Source organism: Actinomycetota bacterium (assembly GCA_018333515.1).
Classification (GTDB): Bacteria; Actinomycetota; Aquicultoria; order Aquicultorales; family Aquicultoraceae; genus Aquicultor.
This window is the reverse complement of sequence record JAGXSZ010000001.1, coordinates 62,911-84,966: the sequence shown is the minus strand read 5'-3', so window position 1 is coordinate 84,966 and position 22,056 is coordinate 62,911. Positions and strand designations below refer to the sequence as shown.

Annotated in this window: 25 protein-coding genes; 24 read left to right on the top strand and 1 reads right to left on the bottom strand. The window is 53.4% G+C overall.

Going from position 1 to position 22,056, the window contains the following annotated elements:
• Positions 1–33 precede the first annotated feature (33 nt).
• From KGZ93_00395 to KGZ93_00315, 17 genes are all read left to right on the top strand, one after another.
• Entirely contained in the window at positions 34–408 is a 375-nt protein-coding gene (locus KGZ93_00395; GenBank protein ID MBS3908084.1) for an AtpZ/AtpI family protein, read from the top strand.
• Positions 409–520: 112 nt separating this feature from the next.
• A complete protein-coding gene (locus KGZ93_00390) occupies positions 521–793 on the top strand; it encodes a hypothetical protein (GenBank protein MBS3908083.1) in 273 nt (90 codons plus the stop codon).
• Positions 794–824: 31 nt separating this feature from the next.
• On the top strand, positions 825–1,661 hold the full coding sequence (gene atpB, locus KGZ93_00385; GenBank protein MBS3908082.1) for a F0F1 ATP synthase subunit A: 837 nt from the start codon (positions 825–827) through the stop codon (positions 1,659–1,661).
• A 24-nt stretch (positions 1,662–1,685) separates the two neighbouring features.
• Positions 1,686–1,910 carry an ATP synthase F0 subunit C gene (gene atpE / locus KGZ93_00380; GenBank protein MBS3908081.1) on the top strand — a complete coding sequence of 75 codons (225 nt, stop codon included), beginning with the start codon at positions 1,686–1,688 and terminating at the stop codon, positions 1,908–1,910.
• Positions 1,911–1,952: 42 nt separating this feature from the next.
• On the top strand, positions 1,953–2,441 hold the full coding sequence (gene atpF / locus KGZ93_00375) for a F0F1 ATP synthase subunit B (GenBank protein ID MBS3908080.1): 489 nt from the start codon (positions 1,953–1,955) through the stop codon (positions 2,439–2,441).
• Positions 2,438–2,977 (top strand): ATP synthase F1 subunit delta, encoded by a 540-nt coding sequence (gene atpH, locus KGZ93_00370; GenBank protein MBS3908079.1) that lies wholly within the window; start codon positions 2,438–2,440, stop codon positions 2,975–2,977. The genes atpF and atpH overlap by 4 nt, the downstream gene beginning before the upstream one ends.
• A gap of 11 nt (positions 2,978–2,988) precedes the next feature.
• Positions 2,989–4,506: a F0F1 ATP synthase subunit alpha gene (gene atpA, locus KGZ93_00365; GenBank protein MBS3908078.1), complete on the top strand. Its 1,518-nt coding sequence runs from the start codon at positions 2,989–2,991 to the stop codon at positions 4,504–4,506.
• Between the two features lie 17 nt (positions 4,507–4,523).
• The gene (gene atpG / locus KGZ93_00360; protein ID MBS3908077.1) at positions 4,524–5,420 is read left to right on the top strand and encodes an ATP synthase F1 subunit gamma; all 897 of its coding nucleotides are present in this window, start codon (positions 4,524–4,526) and stop codon (positions 5,418–5,420) included.
• Between the two features lie 63 nt (positions 5,421–5,483).
• A complete protein-coding gene (gene atpD, locus KGZ93_00355) occupies positions 5,484–6,896 on the top strand; it encodes a F0F1 ATP synthase subunit beta (GenBank protein ID MBS3908076.1) in 1,413 nt (470 codons plus the stop codon).
• A gap of 22 nt (positions 6,897–6,918) precedes the next feature.
• Positions 6,919–7,329, top strand: a complete 411-nt coding sequence (gene atpC / locus KGZ93_00350; protein ID MBS3908075.1) for an ATP synthase F1 subunit epsilon — start codon at positions 6,919–6,921, stop codon at positions 7,327–7,329.
• Between the two features lie 143 nt (positions 7,330–7,472).
• On the top strand, positions 7,473–8,732 hold the full coding sequence (gene murA / locus KGZ93_00345; GenBank protein MBS3908074.1) for a UDP-N-acetylglucosamine 1-carboxyvinyltransferase: 1,260 nt from the start codon (positions 7,473–7,475) through the stop codon (positions 8,730–8,732).
• A 379-nt stretch (positions 8,733–9,111) separates the two neighbouring features.
• The gene (locus KGZ93_00340; GenBank protein MBS3908073.1) at positions 9,112–9,993 is read left to right on the top strand and encodes a Fic family protein; all 882 of its coding nucleotides are present in this window, start codon (positions 9,112–9,114) and stop codon (positions 9,991–9,993) included.
• 490 nt (positions 9,994–10,483) lie between these two features.
• Entirely contained in the window at positions 10,484–11,080 is a 597-nt protein-coding gene (locus KGZ93_00335) for a hypothetical protein (GenBank protein MBS3908072.1), read from the top strand.
• On the top strand, positions 11,077–11,481 hold the full coding sequence (locus KGZ93_00330; protein MBS3908071.1) for a hypothetical protein: 405 nt from the start codon (positions 11,077–11,079) through the stop codon (positions 11,479–11,481). Before KGZ93_00335 ends, KGZ93_00330 begins: the two co-directional genes overlap by 4 nt.
• 107 nt (positions 11,482–11,588) lie before the next feature.
• Positions 11,589–11,786 (top strand): hypothetical protein, encoded by a 198-nt coding sequence (locus KGZ93_00325; GenBank protein MBS3908070.1) that lies wholly within the window; start codon positions 11,589–11,591, stop codon positions 11,784–11,786.
• Between the two features lie 2 nt (positions 11,787–11,788).
• Complete coding sequence (locus KGZ93_00320) at positions 11,789–12,043, top strand: type II toxin-antitoxin system RelE/ParE family toxin (GenBank protein ID MBS3908069.1); 255 nt, start codon at positions 11,789–11,791, stop codon at positions 12,041–12,043.
• Positions 12,044–12,424: 381 nt separating this feature from the next.
• Positions 12,425–13,576 carry a Fic family protein gene (locus KGZ93_00315; GenBank protein MBS3908068.1) on the top strand — a complete coding sequence of 384 codons (1,152 nt, stop codon included), beginning with the start codon at positions 12,425–12,427 and terminating at the stop codon, positions 13,574–13,576.
• A 217-nt stretch (positions 13,577–13,793) separates the two neighbouring features.
• Here the strand turns inward: KGZ93_00315 and KGZ93_00310 are convergent, their stop codons facing one another.
• Entirely contained in the window at positions 13,794–14,855 is a 1,062-nt protein-coding gene (locus KGZ93_00310) for a DUF3048 domain-containing protein (protein ID MBS3908067.1), read from the bottom strand.
• A 212-nt stretch (positions 14,856–15,067) separates the two neighbouring features.
• Between KGZ93_00310 and fabZ the strand changes: the two genes are divergently transcribed.
• From fabZ to KGZ93_00275, 7 genes are all read left to right on the top strand, one after another.
• Complete coding sequence (gene fabZ, locus KGZ93_00305; GenBank protein ID MBS3908066.1) at positions 15,068–15,490, top strand: 3-hydroxyacyl-ACP dehydratase FabZ; 423 nt, start codon at positions 15,068–15,070, stop codon at positions 15,488–15,490.
• 138 nt (positions 15,491–15,628) lie between these two features.
• Positions 15,629–16,924 (top strand): nucleotide sugar dehydrogenase, encoded by a 1,296-nt coding sequence (locus KGZ93_00300; protein MBS3908065.1) that lies wholly within the window; start codon positions 15,629–15,631, stop codon positions 16,922–16,924.
• 22 nt (positions 16,925–16,946) lie between these two features.
• Positions 16,947–17,963, top strand: coding sequence for a Gfo/Idh/MocA family oxidoreductase (locus KGZ93_00295; protein MBS3908064.1), 1,017 nt, complete (start codon positions 16,947–16,949; stop codon positions 17,961–17,963).
• Positions 17,964–18,012: 49 nt separating this feature from the next.
• The gene (locus KGZ93_00290; protein ID MBS3908063.1) at positions 18,013–18,723 is read left to right on the top strand and encodes an N-acetyltransferase; all 711 of its coding nucleotides are present in this window, start codon (positions 18,013–18,015) and stop codon (positions 18,721–18,723) included.
• Positions 18,724–18,732: 9 nt separating this feature from the next.
• The gene (locus KGZ93_00285; protein ID MBS3908062.1) at positions 18,733–19,845 is read left to right on the top strand and encodes a DegT/DnrJ/EryC1/StrS family aminotransferase; all 1,113 of its coding nucleotides are present in this window, start codon (positions 18,733–18,735) and stop codon (positions 19,843–19,845) included.
• Between the two features lie 52 nt (positions 19,846–19,897).
• Positions 19,898–20,962 (top strand): UDP-N-acetylglucosamine 2-epimerase (non-hydrolyzing), encoded by a 1,065-nt coding sequence (wecB, locus tag KGZ93_00280; GenBank protein MBS3908061.1) that lies wholly within the window; start codon positions 19,898–19,900, stop codon positions 20,960–20,962.
• Between the two features lie 49 nt (positions 20,963–21,011).
• Positions 21,012–22,049: a DUF354 domain-containing protein gene (locus KGZ93_00275; protein ID MBS3908060.1), complete on the top strand. Its 1,038-nt coding sequence runs from the start codon at positions 21,012–21,014 to the stop codon at positions 22,047–22,049.
• The last annotated feature ends 7 nt before the right edge of the window (positions 22,050–22,056 follow it).

Sequence of the window (22,056 nt, the reverse complement as noted above, 5' to 3'; positions counted from 1 at the left end):
TTAATGTTACAATCAGATGATGGCCGCTGGCCGATGTGGGAAACCCGACACGCTTCGGATGAAGATGTCGAGAGAGCCGGCAAAGGCGACCGCGGCGAAAATAAACCAACCGAACACAAGGATTCCGACAAAAAAATAACGACAAGCAAGGACGTTAGTTCGAGGAAAGCCAACTCGTCAAAGCGTGAGTTGGTAAAGCTTGGGCATCTGGGGACCGAGCTTTTGGCCGCTGTTCTAGTCGGTACGCTCATAGGTTGGGCGATAGGGCGGCTAGCGCCCCGGTACGCGACCGCCATTATGATATTGAGTATTATATTCGGCGCGGCGGCCGGTTTCTTGAATATCTACAGAGCGGTCATCGAGATGGAGCAAGAAGAGGAGCGCCAAAAACGTGACTTCTCTAAGTAGGAAACGTCCAAGCCCACGGTACAAATCTCTTTTCGATACTAGGGCGATTTTACTGCACGGCTTGCCATTCTGGATAGCAGCGCCTATCATAGGATGGTATATTAATGGGTGGTTGGGGCTTAAAAGCTCGCTCATCGGGCTTCTTGTGCTCGGTCTGTATGTAGGAAGCACCGTCACCGCCACCAAAAAGTCCCAGAGGTTCTCCGCAAAAAAGGCGGTCGCTTTTGCGGTAGGCGGCTTTTGGGTGCGACTTATCGGTCTTTGGATAGTCGTATTTTCGTTGTCTCGTTTTCTTGAATTGAACCTGACACTGCTTCTTTCAACGGTAGCGGTCGGATTCACTGTGGTATTGGCGATGAGCGTTAAGAACTGGCTGAGGGATTAACGTTTGACTCAAAACAGGAAAGGAGAGATATATGGCAGCAGAGCAAGTAGCCGGAGCCGAGCAATCCAGCGAAGCCGGCGCGGTAATGTCTCACATACTCGAGGAGTTTAGTCTCTCGAACGAGTATGCCTTCAAATTTTTCGGCATCCCATTGCCGCACGGCCCCAGTATGCACCTTTTCGGTCTTGATTTTTCCATAAACAAAGCGGTCGTCGTCGTATGGTTGGCTACATTTATAACGATTGGCCTTGTCTGGTACACGGGCAGGGGCGGAGGGCTTGTCGCGAGGGGCCGGCTGAGAAATTTCATCGAGGCGATGGTGCAGTTTGTAAAAGTCGATATCGTCGAAGCGAACATAGGTACGCATGAGGGGAAGAAATGGCTTCCATTCATAGGCGCGCTCTTCTTTTTGATTCTATTCAGCAACCTACTGGGTCTTATTCCCGGCTCAAACTCCCCGACCAGCAACATCAACATGACCGCGACGCTCGCGATCATCGTCTTCCTCACCTTTGTGGGTGCGGGAATGGTGAAGCAGGGGCCGTTCGCGTATATGAAGAACCTGGCTCCGCACGGTATGCCGGGATGGCTCTACGTCATCCTTTATCCATTAGAGATATTCAGCCAGCTTGCTAAACCGCTCTCGCTGGCCTTGCGACTCTTTGCTAACCTGCTGGCGGGGCATATACTCATTCTGTCCTTGCTGGCTCTGATAATCATGTCCGGCAGTATCATCGTCGCACCTATCCCATTCGCATTCTCCATTATCATGTATGCGTTTGAGATATTTGTCGCTTTTATCCAGGCATATATATTCGCGGTATTGTCAGCGATATATATTGGCGCAGCTATCCATCCTGAACATTAGGATTAACGAGAGGAGGTTACTTTTATGGAGATCAATCTTGCACATTTGGGTGCCGGCCTTGCTATCGGCCTCGGTGCTATCGGCCCCGGAGTGAGCGTAGGCATCATAGCCGGTAAGGCCCTCGAAGGCATGGCCCGTCAGCCGGAAGCCAGTGCTACCCTGAGAACGACGATGATCATCGGTATCGTGTTTGCCGAGGCTATCGCTCTTTATAGCTTCGTCGTCAGTATCCTGCTGTTCTCTAAGTAGGAAACGGGCTGAACTTTTCTGGAAGGAGTAAGTGGGTTACGGATGATTGAATTAAACCAACCACTGATAATCTATGTGACTTTAGCTTTCATCGTGTTGGTGATTGCTTTAGCCAAATTTGGTTTCGGCCCGATCGTAAGCATGTTGGATGAGCGCGAGAAGACGATACGCGAATCCATCGAGCAGGCGGAGAACGCTCGGCTTGAGGCGGAGCGCATGCTCAAAGGTTATGAGGAGAGATTGGCCGAGGCGCGTGCCGAGGCGCATAAAATCATCGCCGAAGGCAAGCAACTTGGCGAAAATCTTAGAGCTGAGATTAAAGCCAAAGCTGATGAAGAGGTCAAGCTTATGATCGCGAAAGCGGAAGACCAGATCAACCGCGACGTAGAGCAGGCGATCAAAGAGTTAAGGACGGAGGTAGGCGACCTTAGCGTTACCTTGGCCGCAAAAGTAATCGAGCAAGAGTTGGATAAAGCCGCGCACGAGCAGCTTATCGAGAGTTATCTGAGTGAAGTGGGTCGTTTGTCATGAAAGACGAGCGGGTAGCGAGGGAATACGCGGAAGCGCTATTTGACGCGGCGATTAGCGATAACGCGCTTGAGAAAGTCGCCAAAGAGGTCGAACTCGTGGGCGACTTGCTCACCGACCCGGAGTTCGAAGGGTATTTTCATTCGGCAAAAGTGGGCGGTGAACAGAAAAAGAGCGTTTTTAATAAAGTCTTTCTACATGAAGTATCGGTTATGACGCGCAACTTTTTCTGGATACTCTTCGACAACGGTAGGGAGAACTTGTTCTTTGAGATAAGAAACGAGTTCGACCGTCTCTTGGACGAACATCAAAAGCGGGTTATGGCCCGGGTCATCACGGCGATACCGCTCTCCGATGACCTGCGAGCGAAAATCCAAGTTAAGCTCGAAGAATCTACCAAGAGGGAAGTAATACTTGAAACCGTTGTCGACCCGACAATCCACGGCGGAATGATAGTCTACGCCAACGGGCAGATCATCGACGCCAGCGTAAAATCACGTTTAAGCGACTTACGCGACAGGCTAATTCAAGCGCGGTAAGGAGTAGGTTTATGAAAATAAAGTCGCGAGAGATCGCCTCTCTGTTGAGGCGGGAAATCGAAGAGTATGAACCTCAAATAGAGGTCGAAGAGGTTGGAACGGTTCTGGAGGCCCGAGACGGCATCGCGATAGTCCACGGCGTACGCGGCTGCATGGCGATGGAGATGCTCGAGTTCCCCAACGGCGCGTTCGGTCTTGCCCTCAACCTCGAGGAAGACAATGTCGGTGTCGTTATTATGGGTGACTACCTCGACATCGCCGAGGGCGATATCGTAAAGCGCACCGGCAGGATCGCCGAGGTCCCGGTCGGCGACGGTATGCTCGGCCGTGTCGTCAACTCGTTGGGTCAGCCGATCGACGGCAAAGGCCCGATAACACCGGAGGCACACCGCCCGATAGAGTGGCTGGCCCCGGGTGTTGTCCACAGGCAACCTGTTAAGGAGCCCTTGCAGACCGGCATCAAGGCTATCGACTCGATGATACCCATCGGTCGCGGACAGCGCGAGCTTATCATCGGCGACCGCAGAACCGGAAAGACCGCGATTGCGATTGACGCAATCATCAACCAAAAGAACACAGGCGTTGTCTGTGTCTATGTCGCCATCGGCGGCAAAGCATCGACCGTCGCGCAGGTCGTCGAGACCTTAGAGCGCCACGATGCCATGAAATACACCATCGTTGTAGCCTCTCCGGCCAGCGACCCCGCGCCGATGCAGTATATCGCACCGTACGGCGGCTGCGCTATGGCGGAGCACTATCTCTACAACGGCAAGCATACGCTGGTCATCTATGATGACTTGAGCAAGCAAGCTCAAGCGTATCGCCAGATGTCGCTATTGCTGAGACGCCCGCCGGGCCGCGAAGCATACCCGGGCGACGTCTTCTATCTACATTCGAGGCTGCTGGAGAGGGCGTGCAAGCTCAGCGATGAATTGGGCGGCGGTTCTCTTACGGCGCTGCCGATTATCGAGACGCTCGCGGGCGACGTTTCGGCGTATATCCCGACGAATGTCATCTCGATTACGGACGGCCAGATATTCCTCGAGTCCGACCTCTTCTATTCGGGCGTGCGCCCGGCGGTCAACGTCGGTATCTCGGTATCCCGAGTCGGCGGTAACGCGCAGATCAAAGCGATGAAGCAGGTAGCAGGACGTTTAAGACTCGACTTGGCGCAGTTCCGTGAACTGGAAGCGTTTGCGCAGTTCGGCTCAGAGCTGGACAAAGCGACGCTGGCACAGTTGGCGAGAGGCCAGCGCATGGTCGAGTTGCTGAAGCAAGGGCAGTTCGTGCCGATGGTGGTTGAAGACCAGATCATATCTATCTTCGCCGGTGTCCGCGGCTTCCTTGACGACATCGACGTGACAAAAGTCGGTGCGTTCGAGAAAGGCCTACTCGAGTTCGTCCGCGGCAATTACGCGGACTTGGCGAAGAACATCGTCGAAGAGAAGGTCATTTCAGAAGAGAATGAGAAAGCGCTCGGCGAAATCATCAAGGAATTCAAGACATCCTTCGTCGGCATGGCTCTATAGCTTGGGGATGATTATCCATGTCAAAGGCAAGAGCAGTACTTAGCAGAATAAAAAGTGTCGAGAGCACGCGCCAAATCACCAAGACTATGGAGATGGTGGCGACCGCTAAGATAAAGCGGGCGCAATCCCGAATCGAGGCGGCACGGCCGTATGCGATAAAAATGGTCGATGTCTTAAACAGCGTCGCCCAGCATGTCGGGGCGGGCAGCCATCCGTTGCTCGAGGTTCATGAAGAGACCAAGAATGTCGTGATTATTCCGGTCACTTCCAACCGGGGGCTCTGCGGGGCGTTCAATATGAACATCCTGCGGCGCGCGGAGGCGATATACCGCGACGAGACGGCCCAAGGCCGCGAGGTATCTTTTGTAGCCGTCGGCCGCAAGGGCGCGGGTTATTTAAGATTTGCCGAATATAACATTATCGCGGCGCATACCGAGTTTACCGACCGCCCGACCTTTATCGAGGCGAAAGCGGTTGCGGATAAAGTCGTCGAGATGTATCAGGAAGGCTCCATCGACAAGGTCTACATTGTGTTCAATCATTTCAAATCGGCGCTGGAGCAAAAGCCGACGACCCATCAGCTACTCCCCGTAAAACAAGCGGAGATATCGGGTGGCGGCGGCGGCGAGGCCGAAGCGGGCGGGACGAGTGTCGAGCACGAGTTCGAGCCGGACGCGGTGCGAGTGCTATACGATCTATTGCCGCGCTATGTCAATACAGTCGTTCTTAGGGCGCTGATGGAATCGGCTGCGAGCGAGCACGCCGCGCGCCGGATAGCGATGAAGAACGCGACCGACAGCGCGACAGAGATGATAGAGAATCTCACCAGGTGGTACAACCGGGCGAGGCAGGCGCAAATCACGCAAGAGATCGCTGAGATTGTCGGCGGCGCCAATGCCCTGCAAGAGGCATAGATCTGTTTTGTAAGTTTATCGATGCCGACATGTTCGGCAATAGAATTGAGGTGAAGAGTTTAAATGGGCGTAGGTAAAATTGTGCAGATTATCGGTGTCGTTCTAGACGCGGAATTCGATGCGAGCGAGTTGCCTCCGATATATAACGCGCTCAAGATTTCGGCTGAGACGCCCAATGGGACAGTTGAGGTCATTGCCGAAGTGCAGCAGCACTTGGAGGGCAATAAAGTACGCGCCGTAGCGATGTCATCGACCGACGGTTTAGTAAGGGGCATGGATGTTTTGGACACCGGGGCTCCGATAACCGTACCGGTCGGCGACGGCACGCTCGGGAGAATTCTCAACGTTTTGGGTGAGCCGATAGATACCGACACGCCGGTTCCGGCAGCGGAGCGGTATCCGATTCACCGCAAGCCGCCGGAGTTCGACCAGTTGAAGCCGACCGCTGAGATTTTGGAGACCGGCATCAAGGTCATCGACCTTCTGGCACCTTATGTAAAGGGCGGTAAAATCGGTCTCTTCGGCGGAGCCGGTGTAGGCAAGACCGTTCTCATTATGGAGCTTATCCATAATATCGCGACCAAACACGGTGGTAACTCGGTCTTCACAGGGGTAGGCGAGCGCACACGCGAGGGTAACGACCTCTGGCTCGAGATGAAGGAGTCGGGCGTTATCGACAAGACCTCGCTGGTCTTCGGCCAGATGAACGAGCCCCCGGGCTCGCGTCTACGTGTCGGCCTGACCGGCCTTACCGTCGCGGAATACTTCCGTGACCAGGGAAGAGACGTTCTTCTCTTTATCGACAACATCTTCCGCTTCACACAAGCGGGCTCCGAAGTATCGGCGCTCCTCGGGCGTATGCCGTCAGCGGTAGGCTATCAGCCGACGCTCGGCACCGAGATGGGCGACCTGCAGGAGAGAATCACATCGACCCGGACGGGTTCTATCACGTCGGTACAGGCGATTTATGTCCCCGCCGACGACCTGACCGACCCGGCGCCGGCGACCGCGTTTACGCACTTGGATGCGACGACCGTTCTCTCGCGCCAAATCTCGGAGCTTGGTATTTACCCGGCGGTCGACCCGCTCGACTCGAGTTCAAGGATTCTCGAGCCCGGCGCCGTCGGCGAAGAGCACTACACGGTAGCCCGTAATGTGCAGCAGATTCTGCAGCGCTACAAAGAGCTTCAGGACATCATCGCGATTCTCGGTATGGACGAGCTTTCCGAAGAGGACAAGCTTATCGTTATGAGGGCGAGGAAGATCCAGAAGTTCTTGAGTCAGCCCTTCAACGTGGCCGAGGCGTTTACCGGTCAAGAGGGTAGGTATGTGCCGCTTGCCGATACCATCCGCGGCTTCAAGGAGATCGTCGATGGTATGCACGACTCGCTGTCGGAGCAGGCGTTCTATATGGTCGGCTCAATCGAAGAGGCCATAGAGAAGAATGCGGATATGGCCGCTCAGGTGGCTTCGTAAGGGGCGTTTACTGGAGGTTTAAATGGCTGATCGCAAGCTTCTATGCGAAGTGGTAAGCCCTGAGAATATCGTCTATAGTGGAGAAGCCGACATGGTAGTCGCTCTCGGCGTCGAGGGTGAGCTGGGCATTATGCCGCGGCACATCCCTATCGTTACGCCGCTTGCCCTCGGTGAGTTGCGTATACTCAATGGCGGGCAGCGCGATTTTGTTTCCGTGTTGGGCGGTTATCTCGAGTTTAGGAATGATAAGCTCACAATACTTGCTGATGCGGCGGAGCTTTCGCACGAAATCGATATTGCCCGCGCCGAGGCGAAACGCCTCGAGCGGGAAGCAGAGATAGCCGAGGCGAGAGCATCAGGTAAGATACTCCTTGAGGCCGAGGTAAGCTTGAGAAAAGCGCTTGTCAGGCTCAGGGTGGCACAAAAAGGCTAACCAATGCTGGAATAACTTAATAATCGGAAGCCAGAGAAGGATTTCAAGGTTAGAGCCTGAATTCTTTGTCTGGCTTCTGCGTTGTTGAGCGATATCGGCTATACTATAAGCTCCACAGTTGAGGAGATTTAAGGTAATGAGCAATGAGTAATGGTTCGAAGTTCGTCGTCGAGGGCGGCAACCGGCTCTCTGGAAGAATAAAGGTGGGCGGCGCGAAAAATTCCGCCCTCAAGCTGATGGCGGCGGCTTTGTTGACGGAAGAGACGACGATTCTCACGAACGTCCCGATAATAAACGACGTCAAGACGATGGCTGCGGTGCTCGAAAGGTTGGGCGCCAGGGTCGCGTATAGTGAGCCCGGCGTCGTCGAGATAAAGCCGACATACCCGCTTTATCCTGAAGCCCCTTATGAATTGGTAAGCCAGATGAGGGCCTCTATCATCGTCTTAGGGCCGCTTTTAGCGCGCCTTGGAAAAGCCCGGGTCGCTATGCCCGGCGGTTGCAATATCGGCTTGCGTAAAATAGACATGCACATACGAGGCTTGGAGGCGTTCGGGGCGCGGTTCGAGGTAGGCCACGGCTTTATCGAGGCTTACTCGGAGAAGCTGGTGGGCGCGAAGATAGCCCTGGACTATCCGAGTGTGGGCGCGACCGAGAACCTGTTGATGGCGGCTACGCTGGCCGAGGGCGAGACGGTAATCGCCAATGCCGCCAGGGAGCCGGAGATAGTCGACCTCGCCGACTTTCTCAACATGATGGGCGCCAGGATAAAAGGCGCCGGTACTTCTACTATCGTGGTCGAGGGGGTCAATAAGCTGCACGGGGGCGAATACCGTGTCATGCCCGACCGTATCGAGGCCGGGACATTCCTGGTCGCCGCCGCAATCACCAAGGGCGACGTCGTGCTCGAAGACGTATCCCCGGAGCACTTAGAACTCGCCGTCAGCAAGCTCCGCAGTATCGGGGCTATCGTCAAGGTGGGCGTGGGCGAGATTCGAGTCATCGGGCGCGACGCAATCCGCCCGGCGGACATAGCCACGCTGCCGTATCCGGGGTTTCCTACCGACCTCCAGACGCAGTTCATGACGATTTTGGCTATCGCCGAAGGGACGAGCATCATCACCGAGAATATCTTTGAAAACCGCTTCATGTTCGTCGCGGAACTCAACCGGATGGGCAGTGATATCAAGACCGAAGGGCGTCATGCCGTCATTCGAGGCGTGGCCGGTTTGAGCGGGGCGCCGGTAAACGCGCCCGACCTGAGGGGCGGGGCCGCGCTGGTCGTCGCCGGCCTGGTCGCCGAAGGCGTCACCGAGATAGCCGACATCTACCACATCGACCGGGGCTATCACGATTTTGAGCAGAAACTGCGGGCGGTAGGCGCGAGCATCGAGCGAGTGTAGGGGACGTTGCTACGGGAGCTACGTGAGTTACGTGAGGAGGCAGGGGACGTTGCTACGTGAGCAGGGCGGATTCTTTTGATCTGAAGGAAACGCTGCTTCTATGTAATCGTTTAACATGAGTGAGTAAGCGTAGACGTAGCAACCGTAGCAACGTCCCCTACGCCCCTACTCCACCCGCGTCAAATAAAAAGCTATCCATGCAGTGGAAGAGCGCCTAACACGCCGCGCTGGAATCATTGAAGAAGTCGCTGTTGCACCAAGCCTTTGCGGGCGAGTTGTAGAACATTGATCGATAGCCATAACCGTTAAAACCAGCGATTTTGTGACCAGTATTCACGGTTATATTGACAAAAGCGTGAAAAACCTATAATTTAACGGTATGGCAAAGATCCTGAATGTCTACAATAAGATCAATACCCTTCGGGAGCGATACTACAGGGCGTCAATAGGCAAAGACGCGCTTATTAGAATTATCAACGAGGCTGAAGTTGCCGAACAGGTATTTAACTCAAACGCCATCGAAAACAGCACCCTCACTTTAGAAGAAACAGAAAAGATTCTGCTCCAGATCGACCTCGATCGATATATCTCCGAACGTGAAATATTTGAGGCGAAGAATCTCGCCAGAGTCGTAACGTATATAGATACTAAGGCCAAAGAGCAAGAACTTTCCCTAAACGTCATTTTAATGCTGCACAAAATGCTTATCTCCAATATCCGCGACGATATTGCCGGCAGGTTTAGGCAAGATCAGGAATACGTTCGCGTAGGGAGTCATATCGCGCCTGACCCTCAGGTGGTCGTCGGTCGCCTCGAAAAAATGCTCGCGGAGTTCAATGCCGAAAGTCATATAAATATCATTAAGCGTGTAGCAAAGTTGCACCTCGTCTTTGAACACATTCATCCGTTCGTTGACGGTAACGGCCGTATCGGGCGTGTCGTTAATAACTATTTGCTGATACGCGAGGGCTTCGTTCCGATCAACATTAAATTTATTGAGAGAAACAAATATTACGAGGCTTTTCAGGAATTCGACTTAAAGGGTTCGACCAAGATCATGGAAGCGATAGTAGGCAAAGCCCTCACCGGCAGCTACCATAAACGGCTTGCATATTTGGAGGGCGCGGAAATAATGACGCTTGCCGATTATGCGAAAAAGTTTAAATTATCGCACCCAAATATGATTAATAAGGCAAAAAGGCAGACCATCGAAGCGTTTTTGGAGAAGGGCATCTGGAAGATCGGAGTTCCCAATAAGTAAAATAAATAATATGAACGAAGCCGAAACCAGAGCCGGGAATAGGGGATTCTCCTAAGTCCCGGTCGACATACTTTAAGGTTAAATAAGTCGGTTGCAAAGGGAGTTAGATATTGATCCGTATAAGACGTCATGATAAAACAGCGTTTCGTGTCAACAGCTACAGCTAGCACTGGTTATATCCGCAAGTTACGAATTCTAGCAGGCGTCTTATATGGACACAAGCAGCAATTTTGGAGTATTATACGGATCAGTATAAACATAGTTAGCGCAAAAAAACGGCACACAGCAGAAAAGCAGACCAGAAACGGCTGAGGCAAACTATTGGAAGCACTTCAAAGGTGGTTAATTCGGGGTCGGAATGAATAGGCCTTCCAAACAATGGGAACTTCTCCTGGGTGAACTGTACTGTCGAGTCCGTGATTGTCATCTTTGTCCAAGGATGGATGCAGAAAAAACTCTGCGTCGAGCAGATGCCGTTTCGGTTGAGGAAATGGACGTTCTCATCGTCTCCCAGTCGCTAGCGGCAAATCAACTTAGGCGGAGCGGTGTCAATTTCTTTAAAGCCGATGGCACTATTGGAGCGACCGGGGTTATATTGGATCGGTTTCTTCGAAAGTTCGGCAGAACAGTCCATCCGCCGAATACTGTCGTACTGTCGAATGGAAATGTAATTTCGCGGCGCGAGGAAGGATTGCGGTCCGTCTACAACACTGAGATTGCCCAATGTTATCCAGGGAAAGCACTCGGGAAGAGTGGCGATAGGCGTCCCACACCAATTGAGCTAACCACTTGCACGAACCAGGGATTTTTACTGGAAGAACTCCAAATCGTCAACCCAAAACTCGTCTTACTAATGGGAAGCGCTTCGTTTGAGGGTTTCTACGAGAATATGCTCGGACTCACTCCTAGCTGCGGTCTGACTCAAGAAATTGATAATATAGTGAAAAATTGGGAAATCCCCAATTTATGCGTTTCAGGCACAACGATAAAAGTCTTACCGATTCAACATGCATCCGGGGCAAACCCTAGGTTCTCGAAGATGGCAAATGATCCGCTCTTAATCGACTTGATACGAGGAGCGTTATGACACGGTCAGCAAGTGAATGGATTCCACTGATTCAAGAGGTTCTTTCGCCTGATTTATTGAAGTCAGCATATGTAATAATCAATAAAGGAAATCCAATGTATGGTCATTGTTATGCCGCCACCGAGGCGCTGTATTACCTTTTGGGAGGCAAGGAGTCAGGATGGCAACCATGCAGGGGAAAGGATGCTGAAGGTGTTACGCATTGGTGGTTGAGAAACGCCGATGGCCAAATACTTGATCCTACTGTTGAGCAATACACCACAGTAGGGAAGAAACCTCCATACGCGTCAGGAAGAAACGGTCCTTTTCTGACTCAACAACCGTCAAAAAGAGCGAATGAAATAATTGCCCGCGTGAAAAGGATTAATGAACAGAATAGAATCAGGCCGGGGAATACATAAAACTGGCCAAGAAAGTGCTAACCAGGCAATGCAGCCGACCGGCTGCGCCGGCGGCTGATTGCTACGTTAGGTGCAATGAAAGTTCCAATACAAGGAGGCGAATCGAAATGGCAGTTCTCAAGCATCAATTTGTAGTCGACGACAGTGGGAAGAAGACAGCGGTCATCTTGACTATCGAGGAATACGAAAAACTAATCGAGGAGGCGGAAGAGTTGGAGGTCATTCGAGCGTATGATGCCGCCAAGGCGGCAAAGGACAAAGCGATTCCGTTCGAGCAAGCTGTCACTGAAATTGAGCGTGGCTGACAGTGACCTACACGATCACCATTTTACGGCGAGCACAGAAGGAACTGTCCGATCTGCCGCAGGACTATTACACTCGGGTACGAGATGAGATTCGAAAGCTGGCGGAGGAGCCGCGTCCGAACGGATCGAAAAAACTGGCTGGTCGATCCGGGTGGCGAATCCGAGTTGGTTCTTATCGAGTGGTTTATGAAATCGATGACGCGAGTTGCTTGATCATCATTATGCACATTGGTCATCGCCGAGATGTTTACCGATAGCCGTAGCAGCTAACAAGGCGCTAAACACGGACGCGCAAAGAACGCGCGCCGGTCAGTTTAGTCGTTCGGCCAAGGGAAAATATGACAAAACAAAGCATCCTTAAAGAATTGATAAGAATTCAGAGCCTGTTGCGCAAACTCTCCTTAAATTAGCAATCAATCAGTACGTAAATTGTCAAGCGATTGTAGTATAATAGCAGTATAGCAAGGCAATCCTACCAATGGGAGGCTATATGCCCTACAATTTCATCGGCGCCGATCGGAATCAAACCTACCCTTTAACGGGAATCATAAATGCGACAGGTTTGTACGCATGTCTTGACTCAATGTATACAAACTACCATACTTTGTATACATTTATAAAAAGACGCCAACAAACTTATGAAAACTGTTGAAATAGGCACAATGAGAACTCAGCCAGGGGGCTTTAAGGCCTTTATTCCCAATCCTTTTCCGCCAAAGGGTGGCTTTGACCTTGACCCAAAACTCTTGAAGAAAAACAATGAAGCGACTCGGCTTCTCGGCAAACTCGATGGTATCACAATGCTTCTTCCCGATGCCGATTTCTTTCTCCTCATGTACCTGCGAAAAGACGCTGCTTCTTCAAGCCAAATCGAAGGCACAATGGCGACTATGGTCGATGCGATTGAAGCTGAAGTAAGAGTGAGTGGAAATATCCCGACGGACGTCGATGATATTTTGCATTACATCAATGCTCTTAACTACGGAATAAAGCGACTTACTGAAAATAATTTTCCCATGGGACTCCGGTTTGTGAGAGAACTTCATAAGGAACTCATGCGCAAGGCGCGGGTGACTCATGTTTCTGATCCGGGAGAATTTCGTAAAAGCCAGAATTGGATAGGCGGCACTCGTCCCGACAATGCTCGTTTTGTTCCGCCGCCCGTTGCCGATATGCATAAATCGCTTGGTGAACTCGAGACTTTTATTCATACAGACGATGCAACGCCTACGGTAATAAAGACGGGTCTAATCCATGCTCATTTTGAGACTATCCACCCATTTTTGGATGGTAATGGCAGGACGGGGAGGATGCTGGTTACTTTCTATCTGTGGAAAGAAGGCTATTTGGAAAGACCGGTACTGTTTTTGTCATCATATTTCAAAAAACATCAGAAGCTTTATTACGAAAAACTCGAGGGCTACCATAATGGAAAGATTTCCGAATGGATAGACTTTTTCCTTGATGGCGTAATTGAAATAGCCAACGAAGCCATAGACATAGTCGGCAAAATCACTGCTTTGCGTGAAGAAGACATGGCTAAAATCCAGGCGCTTGGCAAACGCGCTTCAGAAAGCGCCGCTATGGTTTTGCCAAAACTCTACGGCCAGCCGATTGTGAATACCGCCATCATTCAGCAATGGACAGGTTTTACTCGCGCGGGGGCGCAAACAGTTATTGACCGATTTATTGAAATCGGGATACTAGCGCCAAAAGATAAGGACAGAAAATACGGTCAGTCGTACGTGTATAAAACCTATCTTGATATTTTCATCGGGAGTAACAATTGAAATTTATAAACGATGCGGAAACCAGAGCCGGGGCAGAAGGTTAAACCACTCTCTTCTCAATTGCTTCATTCACGTATTTAGGATAGGGAAGTCTATACTTTCCAACATTCATTCGCAACACACCTGTTGGCGGCCGGTTATCCGCGAACGGTCGTCTTCCCTCGTCCCGCCCATACCTCAAACCCCACACCCACATCGCTCCAGCCGCCAACCACACCTACTGGTAATCGACCTTCATCGTCGTGGGGTCTACCAGCTCTATCCATATTTGCCCCCGGTTGAACCTGATTTCGCTTCCCGCGGAATCGAAGTAGCGCGTTATTTCCGATACCGTTTGCCGTTGCCAAGTGGCAAAAATGACCCTGCCGTCTTGAAAGACTATCGCTTGGCCGGTCCCGCGCAGGTTGAGCTGCAATCTTCCCTTGGGGTCATCGGCTATCTTCGAGATTGGGACGTATTGGACGACGACGTTCTTCGCCGATATCAGTTTGTCGTTGGCGGCATCTTTATGCGGTTGTCCCGCCATAAAGCGGTTATAGGTATTTTTGTTGCGGTCGTATTCGTAGTGGACCTTAAACTCGGGCTTGGAAAAGTCTATGTCGATAGATGCGTTCGACGGGCGCAACTCGGGCGCGTCGTCGTCCTTGAAGTTCGGCTTCTGATAGAAGACCTGCGAATCAAAGCCCCGATCCTCCGCCTTGCTCCATAATTTCTCGGTAGACGTGTAGAGGTTATGCGGCGCCTTGCGGTTCCTTACGCGCCGGTAAGCCTCGCTGTTGGCGAACTCATCGAGGTCGGCGACGCGCAGGTTCTTTATGACGCTGTAGACGGTCGCCGGGCCGCCGCAGTGGACATACAATGCATCGTACGCTTTGGCGAGGTCGACGAAGTACTCGCGCGCGCTCCGCACCGGGCCAATCGTGGCGACATCTTCGTGGAGAAAGACCGCCATGAATCGCGTAATGCCGCCCTCGGCGACGGTTTCATAAACGACGCACGCGTCGCTCAAACCGGATTGCGGACGCGCGTCGACGTGGTTTTCAATCATGACTGCGAGCGGGCGGCGTGTCGCGTTAGGCTCGTGGGTATATTCGCCGTCTATGGGGCAGGGGAACGCGGGTTGCGGGGCCACCGTCGTCGGGGTTGTCGGCTGCGCAATCGCTTGCTCGTCCTCTAAGACCGGTCGCTCATTGACGAGCGGCCAAATAACGGCAGCCGAAACCGCTGTCAGCAGCAGCAACGATAGTAATATCGCTAGTATGATATAGATTGGTTTCATATAATAAAGCAGCTCTCAAACTATACTGTATGCAAGCCCCTCGCGGGACTCTTCTGTAGGATATACCTGGTCGAACCATTAGTCAAGCCGCCCCAAGCGTTAGCGATAAAGTCCCTGCCGGGCAGCGGCCCTTAATAAAGCCATAATAATTTGATTCATATCGCTAAAATGACTAGAATCGTAAGATAGATAGATAATTGGAGGAAAAGCCGGTGCTTGGAATAGAAGAGATAAAGCGGATAATACCGCACCGCTACCCCTTTTTGCTCATCGACCGGATTCTCGAATACGAACCCGGCAAACGAGCCAAAGGCCTTAAGAACGTCACGGTCGATGAGCCGTTTTTCGCGGGGCATTTCCCGGATTACCCGGTGATGCCGGGCGTCCTTATCGTCGAAGCGTTGGCCCAGGTAGGCGCGGTAGCTATCTTGAGCCTCGAAGCGAATAAGGGAAAAATCGCATTTTTCGCCGGTATCGACGGGTTCCGCTTCAAAAGGCAGGTCTTACCCGGAGACCGGCTCACCCTCGAGGTGGAAATCACGAAGTCAAAAGGACCGGTCGGCAAAGGCAAAGCGGTCGCCGCCGTCGACGGGCAACTCGTCGCCGAAGGGGAATTGACTTTTGCTGTAAAATAAGTAAGTTAATAACGTCTGATGCGAATTAAAACACCAGACACCGTAACGCCGATGCGTTAAAACCAAAGAGTGTTTGTCGATAGCAACGGGCAATACGGCAACGGGCAATACGGGTCAACAGACAAGTAGGAGACAAAGATGTCGCTTGCAGAGAGAATAATTTCGCGGGACGCGCGCGTCGGCATAATCGGTATGGGCTACGTCGGATTGCCGCTCGCCGTCGCCGTCGCCGGGGCGGGTTTTCGGGTGACCGGAATCGACGTCGACAGGGAGAAAGTGTCCAGTATCAACGAGGGCGGAAGCTATATCCCGGATATCGATTCGGCGCTTGTGGATAGCGCGGTAAAGGACGGCCTGCTCAACGCTACCGCGGATTTTTCTGTGCTTAAAGAGATGGATATAATAAGTATTTGCGTGCCGACGCCGCTGAGCGAGATGCACGAGCCCGATATTAGCTATGTACGGGCGGCCACCAACGAAATCGCCAAATACCTGCGGCCCGGTCAGATGGTGATACTGGAGAGTACCACCTATCCGGGGACGACCGACGAGGTAATCCTCCCGGTTCTCGAGGAGAGCGGCCTTACCGTCGGCGAAGGCTTCTATTTAGGCTTTTCTCCGGAGCGCGTCGACCCCGGCAACAAGAATTACGGCATAGGGAATACCCCGAAGGTCGTCGGCGGCGTGACTAGCGTTTGCACCGACCTCGCCGGCTCCTTTTATTCGCAGTTCGTGCGGATGGTCGTGCCGGTCTCTTCGACCAAGGCGGCCGAGATGACCAAACTTCTGGAAAACATCTTCCGGTGCGTAAATATCGCGCTCGTAAACGAGTTGATGCTCTTATGCGACCGTATGGACATCGATATCTGGGAGGTCGTCGAGGCCGCGTCTTCCAAGCCGTTCGGCTTTATGCCGTTCTTTCCGGGACCGGGTTTGGGCGGGCACTGTATTCCGATAGACCCGTTCTACCTCTCCTGGAAGGCGCGTCAATACGACTTCCATACCGAGTTCATAGAATTGGCCGGCAAGATGAACGAGAGCATTCCGTACTATGTCGTCGCGAAGATAGGGGACGCCCTCAACTCGCACGAGAAGAGCATTAAGGGCTCGAACGTGCTCATCCTGGGCCTGGCATACAAAAAAGATATCGGCGACACGAGAGAGTCGCCCGCCATTAAAATCATAAGCTTGCTCGATAAAAAGGGAGCGAATGTAAGCTACCACGACCCCTTTGCGGAGCGGGAGATTATCGAGACCAAGACGTACGCGTCGGTCGAGCTGACGCGGGATACCGTTTCGGCGAGCGATTGCGTCGTGGTCGTCACCGACCATACAGACATAGACTACGGTATGGTCGCCGACAACGCCCGGCTGGTGGTCGACACCAGAAACCGGATGAAACGCTTTGCCGGCAATCATATCGTCCACATTTAACTACGGCATTCAGGGGGAACAATTGGTTAACGTAGGAGTTATAGGATATGGCTATTGGGGGCCGAATCTGGTGCGCAATTTCGACCGGATGCCCGGCGGTAATCTGGTCGCTTGCTGTGATTTGAACCCCGACAATCTCAAAAAAGTCAAAGCGCTCTACCCTAAAGTGGAGGTCACGACCGAGGTCGACGATATTTTGAAAAACACCGCAATCGACGCGGTTGTCATCGCGACCTCCGCGATTACCCACTTCGATTTGGCGAAGCAAGCGCTCGAGTCGGGAAAACACGTCATGGTCGAGAAACCGCTGACGCTGGCGAGCAAGACCTCGCGGCAGTTGATAGACATCGCCGACAAGGCCGGCTGCATCCTGATGGTCGGGCACCTGCTCGAATACCATCCGGCCGTCGACTATATAAAAGGCCTAATCGACGACGGCTCGCTCGGGGACGTCCACTATCTCTACACCCAACGCCTAAACCTCGGGCAGGTCCGCAAAGACGAGAACGCGCTCTGGAGCCTCGCCCCGCATGACATCTCGATTATGTTTTACCTGCTCGGCGGAGCAGAGCCGGTCGAAGTATCGGCGCGCGGCGAATCCTATATCACCGACGGTGTCGAAGACGTCGTCTTCTGCAACGTCGCTTTCAAAGACCGGGTCATGGCCAATATCCATGTGAGCTGGCTCGACCCGCATAAGATTCGAAAGATAACCGTCGTCGGCAACAAAAAAATGGCCGTCTTCGACGATATGGAAAGCTCCGAGAAGGTGCGTGTCTTCGACAAGGGCGTCGGCTCGAACCCTGATTACCGCGCCTACGGTGAGGATATGACGCTTCGTTTCGGGGATATAATAATACCCAGTATCAAGATGAAAGAGCCGTTGCGGGCCGAATGCGAGCACTTTATCGAGAGCATCCAGAGCGGGCAGAGCCCGCGAAGCGACGGCCACGATGGGCTGAGGGTCGTAAAAGTGCTCGAAGCGGCGCAGGCGTCACTTAAGAGCGGCGGGAAGCCGGTCAGAATCGCGGAGGGATAGGTTGAGCGGATTCATTCATGAGAGCGTCACGGTTCCGGCTTCGGTCACGATGGGCGAGAACGTCGTAGTCTTGGCCGGCGTCGAGCTTGGCGAAGACGTAGCCATCGGGCATAATGTCGTAATTTATGAAGGAACTGCGCTCGGACGCGGCACGGTCGTCGGTGACGGCGCGGTCGTAGGCAAGCAGCCGAAACCGCCGAAGACGAGCACGCTATCGTATAGCGAGCCGTTTGCGCCGCTCGTAGTCGGCGAAGGATGCACTATCGGCTCGGGAGCGATCCTCTACGCGGGCTCGACGATAGGGGACAACTCGATGGTCGCGGACCTCGCCTCGGTTCGTGAGAGCTGCGAAATCGGCGACTACGCGCTTATTGGACGGGGTGTTTGCGTCGAGAACGGCGTAACCGTCGGCGACTACACGAAAGTCCAATCCAACGCTTATATCACCGCCTATACGGTCCTAGAAGACCGGGTCTTTATCGCCCCGTGTGTGGCGACGACCAATGACAATTTCATGGGCCGGACTGAGAAGCGGTTTGAATCTATCAAAGGCGCCCACGTAAAAAGAGGCGCGCGCGTAGGCGGCAACGCCGTTCTGCTTCCCGGTATCGTCATCGGAGAAGAGGCGTTTATCGCGGCGGGCTCCGTCGTCACAAAAGATGTGCCGGCAAAGAAGCTGGTCATGGGTGTTCCCGCGAAGGTCGTGAGAGACGTCCCCGATGACGAGCTGCTCACGGCTAAAAACAATAGTCTTTCCTAAGGAGTGTATATGTCTATTCCATTACTCGATCTTAAGGCGCAGTATGGCGAAATCAAAGATGAACTGGAAGCGGCCGTCTTAGATGTGCTGCGCAACACGCAATATATTCTCGGTCCGAAGGTCGCCGAGTTCGAGAAGGCGTTGGCCGATTATTGCGGCACTCAATACGCGGTCGGCACGGCGAACGGGACCGACGCGCTCGTCCTCGCGCTCGACGCGCTCGGGGTCGGGCCGGGAGACGAGGTTATAACCAGCCCGTTTACCTTCTATGCCAGCGCCGAGTGCGTATCGCGCCTCGGCGCCGTGCCTGTATTTGTCGACATCGAAGCCGACACCTACAATCTCGACGCCGCCCAGCTCGAGGCGAAGATAACCACGCGGACCAAAGCGATAATCCCCGTTCACATCTTCGGCCAGCCGGCCAAGATGGACGAGATAAACCAGGTTGCCGACGCGCATGGCCTAAAGGTCATAGAAGACGCGTGTCAGGCAATCGGAGCGGAGTACCGGGGCGGGAAGGTCGGCACGCTCGGCGACGCGGCCTGTTTCAGCTTCTTCCCCAGCAAGAACTTAGGGGGCGCCGGAGACGGCGGGGCCGTCGTCACCGACGACGAGGAATTGGCCGCCAAAGTGCGCGCCCTTCGCCAGCATGGGAGCACCAAGAAATACTATCACGGACTCATCGGCTACAATAGCAGGCTCGACGCGCTCCAGGCCGCGATTTTGCTGGTAAAACTGGGACGCCTCGACAGCTGGAACGACGCCCGCCGCGAGAAGGCCCGGCGATATGACGAACTCTTCGCCGGCGCAGATATAGATTTGGTGACGCCGGCGGCGCTCGATTATATCAAGCACGTCTACCACCTCTACGTCGTCCGGGTGCCGAACCGCGCGAGTGTCGAAGCCGTCCTCAAAGAGGAGGGTGTCGGCTGCGGCGTCTATTATCCGGTCCCGCTCCATCTCCAGGAGGTCTACAGCGGTTTAGGCTACAAACTCGGCGACTTGCCGGTCAGCGAAGCCGCCTCCCGCGAGACGCTTGCGATACCGCTCTATCCCGAACTCACGCCCGAGGATATGGAGCGCGTCGTCGAACTCGTAAAAATCACGGTCGCGGAAGCGTAAGCGGGAATATAAGCGGTTTAACTTAGAAATTCAAAGAATGGGATTGAGTCGGATGCAAAAAATCGTAACAATCGTGGGCGCGCGCCCCCAATTCATAAAGAGCCTTCCCGTCTCTAATCAAATCAGGAAGAGCTGCCGCGAGGTACTGGTCCACACCGGACAACATTATGATAACAACATGTCGGACGTCTTCTTCGAAGAGATGGGGATACCGGAGCCGGATTATAATCTCGGAGTAGGCTCCGGCACGCAGGCCGGGCAGACGGCGCGGATGCTCGAACGCATCGAGCGCGTTCTCCTCGACGAAAAACCGGACGCCCTCCTTATTTACGGCGATACCAATTCGACGCTTGCCGGGGCGCTTGCCGCGTCCAAGCTCCATGTACCGATAGCCCACGTCGAAGCCGGGCTGCGCTCCTTCGATAAAAAAATGCCCGAGGAGATAAATAGGATTGTCGCCGACCACCTCTCCGAAATACTTTTTTGCCCGACGCGGACCGCGGTCGACAACCTTAAAGAAGAAGGCGTCACCGAAGGAGTCGAACTGGTGGGGGACGTGATGTACGACGCCGCGCTCCACTTCGGCGCCATCGCCGATTCGAAATCCGATATTCTGAATGCGCTCGGTGTCGCGGCGGGGGATTATCTTTTAGCGACAATCCATCGCTCATCAAATACCGATATCGTCGACAACCTTAAGGTGCTGCTCGAAGTCTTTGTCGAGTCGGGGCGGAGCATCGTCTTCCCGGTCCACCCGCGAACACGCAAAGTAGTCAGCGAGAGCGGGCTGCAAAAGATAATAGCCGGCTCGAAGGTGCGGATGACCGACCCGGTAGGCTATATCGACTTCTTAAAGTTAGAGAAGAACGCCGCCAAGATTTTGACCGATTCCGGCGGGGTGCAAAAGGAGGCCTTCTTTTTCGCGGTGCCCTGCATAACGCTGCGCGACACCACCGAATGGGTCGAGACGGTCGAGGGTGGGTGGAACGTTTTAGTTCACGTCGACAAAGAACTGATACTCCGCAAGATAAGCGATTTCGCGCCGACCGGGACGCCCGCGCAACTCTTTGGCGACGGAAAAGCGGCCCAGTATATCGCGGAACGGTTAACAACTTAGCGGAGTAACGCTATAATCATAGAACACAAGCAATTTGGGAGCTTAACTGTTGAAACCTAACGTCACAGGCGAGAAGAGATTGCGGATTTGGATAGATATAACCAACACGCCGCATGTCCTTATTTTCAGGCCCATAATAAAGGCGCTCACCGGGCAGGGACACGAAGTATTGGTCACGGCGCGCGAGTTCGCGCAGACCAGCCAGCTTCTGGACAGGTTCGGTATCGAGCACACGCTCATCGGCAAACACCAGGGCAAAGAGATTTACCGGAAGATATACGGGCTTGCCTCGCGCACCGGCAAGCTGGTGGCGTATGCGGCGGGCAAGAAGTTTAACCTCGCGGTGAGCCACGGCTCGAACGATTGCGCTGTCGCCTCGTTCTTCTTGCGCGTCCCGCATGTGACGATGTTCGATTATGAATACGCCAAAGCGATGCACAACATCAACCTGCGGGTATCGACGAAAGTCTTGATACCGGAGATGATTCCGTCCGAGCCCCTCTACGAGTACGGGGGGACCGACGCGAAAATAGACAAGTATCCCGGCCTTAAAGAAGAGTATTACCTGGCCGATTTCGAGCCGGACGATACGGTGGTAAAAGAGATCGGGCTCGACCGGGGCAAGATAATCGTGGTCATGCGCACACCGCCCGATGTCGCGCTCTACCATCGTTTTCACAACCCCATCTTCATGGATGTCCTCAAAAAGTTGGCCGCCCGCGACGATGTCCGGGTCGTGATGTTGCCCCGCACGCCCGAGCAACGCGAAGAGGTGCTCAAGCTAGGCCTAGCCAATGTTTTTATCCCGGACAAGGCGGTAGACGCGCAAAGCCTTATCTACTATTCCGACCTGGTAATAAGCGCCGGCGGTACCATGAACAGGGAGGCGGTGGCGCTAAATACGCCGGTCTATACCCTCTTCGAGGGGAAGATGGGGGCAATCGACACCTGTCTCATAGCGGAAGGCCGGATGAAAAAGTTGAACGACCCGCAAGAACTGGTAATCGCGAAAAAACCGGCCTACGGGCAGGGCAAAACTCGTGACATCAACGTTTTGTTGGATAAGATAAAAGAGATAGCTAAATAAGGAGGAA

Coding starts and splice junctions, on each gene's coding strand:
- KGZ93_00395 (MBS3908084.1), top strand. CDS start 34: ATGTGGGAAACCCGACACGCTTCGGATGAAGATGTCGAGAGAGCCGGC.
- atpB (MBS3908082.1), top strand. CDS start 825: ATGGCAGCAGAGCAAGTAGCCGGAGCCGAGCAATCCAGCGAAGCCGGC.
- atpE (MBS3908081.1), top strand. CDS start 1,686: ATGGAGATCAATCTTGCACATTTGGGTGCCGGCCTTGCTATCGGCCTC.
- atpF (MBS3908080.1), top strand. CDS start 1,953: ATGATTGAATTAAACCAACCACTGATAATCTATGTGACTTTAGCTTTC.
- atpH (MBS3908079.1), top strand. CDS start 2,438: ATGAAAGACGAGCGGGTAGCGAGGGAATACGCGGAAGCGCTATTTGAC.
- atpA (MBS3908078.1), top strand. CDS start 2,989: ATGAAAATAAAGTCGCGAGAGATCGCCTCTCTGTTGAGGCGGGAAATC.
- atpG (MBS3908077.1), top strand. CDS start 4,524: ATGTCAAAGGCAAGAGCAGTACTTAGCAGAATAAAAAGTGTCGAGAGC.
- atpD (MBS3908076.1), top strand. CDS start 5,484: ATGGGCGTAGGTAAAATTGTGCAGATTATCGGTGTCGTTCTAGACGCG.
- atpC (MBS3908075.1), top strand. CDS start 6,919: ATGGCTGATCGCAAGCTTCTATGCGAAGTGGTAAGCCCTGAGAATATC.
- murA (MBS3908074.1), top strand. CDS start 7,473: ATGAGTAATGGTTCGAAGTTCGTCGTCGAGGGCGGCAACCGGCTCTCT.
- KGZ93_00340 (MBS3908073.1), top strand. CDS start 9,112: ATGGCAAAGATCCTGAATGTCTACAATAAGATCAATACCCTTCGGGAG.
- KGZ93_00335 (MBS3908072.1), top strand. CDS start 10,484: ATGGACGTTCTCATCGTCTCCCAGTCGCTAGCGGCAAATCAACTTAGG.
- KGZ93_00330 (MBS3908071.1), top strand. CDS start 11,077: ATGACACGGTCAGCAAGTGAATGGATTCCACTGATTCAAGAGGTTCTT.
- KGZ93_00325 (MBS3908070.1), top strand. CDS start 11,589: ATGGCAGTTCTCAAGCATCAATTTGTAGTCGACGACAGTGGGAAGAAG.
- KGZ93_00315 (MBS3908068.1), top strand. CDS start 12,425: ATGAAAACTGTTGAAATAGGCACAATGAGAACTCAGCCAGGGGGCTTT.
- KGZ93_00310 (MBS3908067.1), bottom strand. CDS start 14,855: ATGAAACCAATCTATATCATACTAGCGATATTACTATCGTTGCTGCTG.
- KGZ93_00300 (MBS3908065.1), top strand. CDS start 15,629: ATGTCGCTTGCAGAGAGAATAATTTCGCGGGACGCGCGCGTCGGCATA.
- KGZ93_00290 (MBS3908063.1), top strand. CDS start 18,013: ATGGGCGAGAACGTCGTAGTCTTGGCCGGCGTCGAGCTTGGCGAAGAC.
- KGZ93_00285 (MBS3908062.1), top strand. CDS start 18,733: ATGTCTATTCCATTACTCGATCTTAAGGCGCAGTATGGCGAAATCAAA.
- wecB (MBS3908061.1), top strand. CDS start 19,898: ATGCAAAAAATCGTAACAATCGTGGGCGCGCGCCCCCAATTCATAAAG.